Source organism: Kitasatospora sp. NPDC057198, from assembly GCF_042670125.1.
Taxonomy (GTDB): Bacteria; Actinomycetota; Actinomycetes; order Streptomycetales; family Streptomycetaceae; genus Kitasatospora.
Map to the genome: position 1 here is coordinate 1 of NZ_JBHUWH010000630.1, position 3,663 is coordinate 3,663.

General features: G+C 71.4%; 3 protein-coding genes. 2 read left to right on the forward strand and 1 reads right to left on the reverse strand.

Translation table 11 applies throughout. The features are described from left to right. Positions 1-56: 56 nt before the first annotated feature. Positions 57-1,565, reverse strand: a complete 1,509-nt coding sequence (locus ACFUEL_RS36845; RefSeq protein WP_380242121.1) for a peptide MFS transporter — start codon at positions 1,563-1,565, stop codon at positions 57-59. A gap of 316 nt (positions 1,566-1,881) precedes the next feature. Here ACFUEL_RS36845 and ACFUEL_RS36850 point away from each other — a divergent pair, with 316 nt between their 5' ends. Further along, the gene (locus ACFUEL_RS36850; RefSeq protein WP_033218369.1) at positions 1,882-2,556 is read left to right on the forward strand and encodes a response regulator transcription factor; all 675 of its coding nucleotides are present in this window, start codon (positions 1,882-1,884) and stop codon (positions 2,554-2,556) included. A 51-nt stretch (positions 2,557-2,607) separates the two neighbouring features. Next, the coding region (locus ACFUEL_RS36855) for a histidine kinase dimerization/phospho-acceptor domain-containing protein (protein WP_380242124.1) at positions 2,608-3,663 on the forward strand (1,056 nt) is incomplete at its 3' end.

The following is a 3,663-nucleotide window of genomic DNA, read 5'->3' on the forward strand; positions in this document are numbered from 1 at the left end:
GGCGGCGAACGGGCCGCCGCCCGCCCGCCGCCCGTCAGCCGGCCGTCAACCGCCCGTCAGTGCCCGTCACACATCAGCCGCCCGATCCGGCCACGGGCGGCGAACAGGCCGGCGCCCGCCGCGACCGCCAGCAGGCCCTGGACGGCGAAGTACCAGGTCGAGCCGACCACGTCGTCCCCGAGCAGCAGTTGGGCGAGCGCGGCCACGCAGTCGCCCGCGGTGACGGCGAGGAACCAGACGCCCATCATCTGGCTGGCGTACTTGGCGGGCGCCAGCTTGGTGGTGACGGACAGGCCGACCGGGGAGAGGGTCAGCTCGCCGGTGGTCTGGATCAGGTAGACCGCGGCCAGCCAGAGCGGCGAGACCGCGACGCCGCCCGAGGCCGCCGCCATGGCGAGCATCATCACCAGGAAGGAGGCGCCGACCATCAGCAGGCCGAAGGCGAACTTCGCGGTGGTGGAGGGGTTGCGGCCGCGCCGGGCGGCGGCGTTCCACAGCCAGGCGAAGACCGGGGCCAGCGCCATGATGTACAGCGGGTTCAGCGACTGGAACCAGCTGGAGGGGAAGTCGAAGCCGAACAGGCTCCCGGCGGTGTTCTCCTCGGCGAACACGCTGAGCGTCGAGCCGGACTGGTCGTAGATCATCCAGAACACCGCGGCGGCCACGAAGAACCACAGGTAGCCGCCCATCCGGGAGCGCTCCGCGCCGGTCAGCTCGCGGTCCCGGCGGATCCGGGCGAACACCAGGGCGGGGACGGCGATGCCGGCCAGCGAGAGCGGCCAGATCGCCCAGGAGACGGTGAAGTGCCCGGTGCCGGCCACCACGCCGTAGAACAGCGCGGCGGCGGCCAGCCAGATCCCGGCCTTGCGCAGCACCGCACGGCGCTCACCCGGGCTCATCGGGGAGGCCACGACGTCCGAGCGCGGGCTCAGGTGGCGGCTGCCCAGCAGGTACTGGACCAGGCCGAGCGCCATGCCGACGCCGGCCAGCGCGAAGCCCAGGTGCCAGTTCACCTGCTGCCCGACGGTGCCGATCACCAGCGGCGCGAGGAAGGCGCCGAGGTTGATGCCCATGTAGAAGATGGTGAAGCCGCCGTCGCGGCGCGAGTCGTCGTCCTCGCCGTAGAGCTGGCCGACCATGGTGGAGATGTTGGCCTTCAGCAGGCCGGAGCCGACCGCGATCGGCACCAGGCCGGCGAAGAAGAACGCCTTGTTCGGCACGGCGAGCATGAAGTGCCCGACCATGATGACCAGCCCGCCGAGGGCGACGGTGCGCCGGGCGCCGAGCAGCCGGTCGGCGATCCAGCCGCCGGGCAGGGCGAGCAGGTAGACCATGGCGTTGTAGACCGAGTACACGGCGGCGGCGGTGGCCGCCGGGATCTCCAGGCCGCCGTGGGACGCCGCGGTGGACATGTAGAGCACCAGCAGCGCGCGCATGCCGTAGAAGCTGAAGCGCTCCCAGGTCTCGGTCATGAAGAGGGTGGCCAGGCCGCGGGGGTGGCCGAGGAAGGTCCGCTCCGGGGTGGGGGAGGGCCGTACCTCGGACTCCAGGGTGGTCGAAGCCATGCTGATTCCTTGCCTGTTTTCTCGGGTTCCCCACCACTCTAAGTCGCGAGTTCGGGTGATCACGGAGCGTGAAAGGTATGTAGAAGGTAAAGTCTCGCGGCTGTGTATCGTACATTTTGATGCCGTAAGCGGAAGATTGCCTGTGAAACCAAGGGCGATGCGAAGAATGTCCGTGAAAGCGCAGATATTGCCGAAGCGGCCCGCGAAATCAAGTTGATCACGGCCTGTGACAGTGTTCACAGCTCCCCGCCCGGGTGTCTCCGGACTGCCCGGGACCCCCTGATCGGCGGCCCCCGCGCGGTCTACCATCGCCCCTATGACCTGTGTGCTGCTGGCCGAGGACGACCCGGCAATCTCCGAACCGCTGGCCCGCGCCCTGCGCCGCGAGGGCTACGAGGTGCTCGTCCGCGAGGACGGACCGACCGCCCTGGGCGCCGGCCTCAGCGAGGACGTCGACCTGATCGTGCTCGACCTCGGGCTCCCCGAGATGGACGGCCTGGAGGTCTGCCGGCGGCTGCGCGCCGACGGCAAGAGCTTCCCCGTCCTGGTGCTCACCGCCCGCGCCGACGAGGTGGACACCGTGGTCGGCCTGGACGCCGGCGCCGACGACTACGTCACCAAGCCGTTCCGGCTGGCCGAACTGCTCGCCCGGGTCCGGGCCCTGCTCCGGCGCGGCAACGTCGACCAGCTGACCACCGGCGCGCACGGCGTCAAGATCGACATCGAGTCGCACCGCGCCTGGCTCGGCGAGGAGGAACTCACCCTCTCCGCCAAGGAGTTCGAGCTGCTGCGGGTCCTGGTGCGGGACGCCGGACGGGTCGTCACCCGCGAGGAGATCATGCGCCAGGTCTGGGACACCACCTGGTGGACCTCCACCAAGACCCTGGACATGCACATCTCCTGGCTGCGCAAGAAGCTCGGCGACGACGCCGCGAACCCGCGCTACATCGCCACCGTGCGCGGCGTGGGCTTCCGCTTCGAGAAGAACTGACCGTCCGGGGAGCACCGCAGCGAACCGGCCCCGACCGAAGGACCGCCCGGCGTGAAGCGCAGGATGATCAACTCGCTGCTGGGCGTCGTCCTGGTGGTGGTCGCGGTGTTCTGCGTGCCGCTGGCCCTGATCGAGAAGCAGACCATCGTCAACGCCGCCAACGACCGGGTGGACGCGGTGGCGGTCCGGGTGCTCGGCCTGGTCGAGAGCCGGCTCGCCGCCGGGGAGCCGGTCAGCGGCGAGAAGTTCGCCGCCGTGGTCACCGGTGACGACTACTACGTCACCGTGAACATCCCCGGGCAGCCGCAGATCGCCCTCGGCCACCCCGTCCGGGGCGACGCGCTGAGCGCCACCGAGACCGGCGCCAGCGGGGAGACCGTCACCGCCGAGCAGTCCCGCACCGCGCTCGACCACGAGATCGGCAACATGCTGCTGCTGCTCGGCGTGGTCGCGCTGCTCGCCGTCCAGGCCGCCGTGGCGCTCGCCGTCTGGCAGGCGAAGCGCCTGGCCCGGCCGCTCACCGACCTGGCCGAGACCGCCGAACGCCTCGGCTCCGGCGACCCCCGCCCGCAGGGCCGCCGCTACGGCGTCCCCGAACTCGACCGGATCGCCGAGGTGCTGGACACCAGCGCCGAACGCATCGCCCGGATGCTCAGCGCCGAACGCCGGCTCGCCGCCGACGCCTCGCACCAGCTGCGCACCCCCCTCACCGCGCTCTCCATGCGGCTGGAGGAGATCACCGCGCTCGCCGAGGACCCCGGCACCGTCCGGGAGGAGGCCGCGATCGGCCTCCAGCAGGTCGAGCGGCTCACCGACGTGGTGCAGCGGCTGCTCACCAACCAGCGCGACCCGGGCAGCCCCACCGCGGTGGCCTTCGGGCTCGACGAGGTGGTCAAGCAGCAGGTCGAGGAGTGGGCGCCGACCCTGCGCGACAGCGGGCGGCGGCTGGTCATCGAGGGCCTGCGCGACGCCCGGGTGGTCGGCACCCCCGGCACTGTCTCCCAGGTGCTCGCCACCCTGATCGAGAACTCGCTGATGCACGGCGCCGGCACCATCACGCTGCGGGTGCGCCGCTCCGGCAGCTCGGTGGTCGCCGAGGTCCAGGAC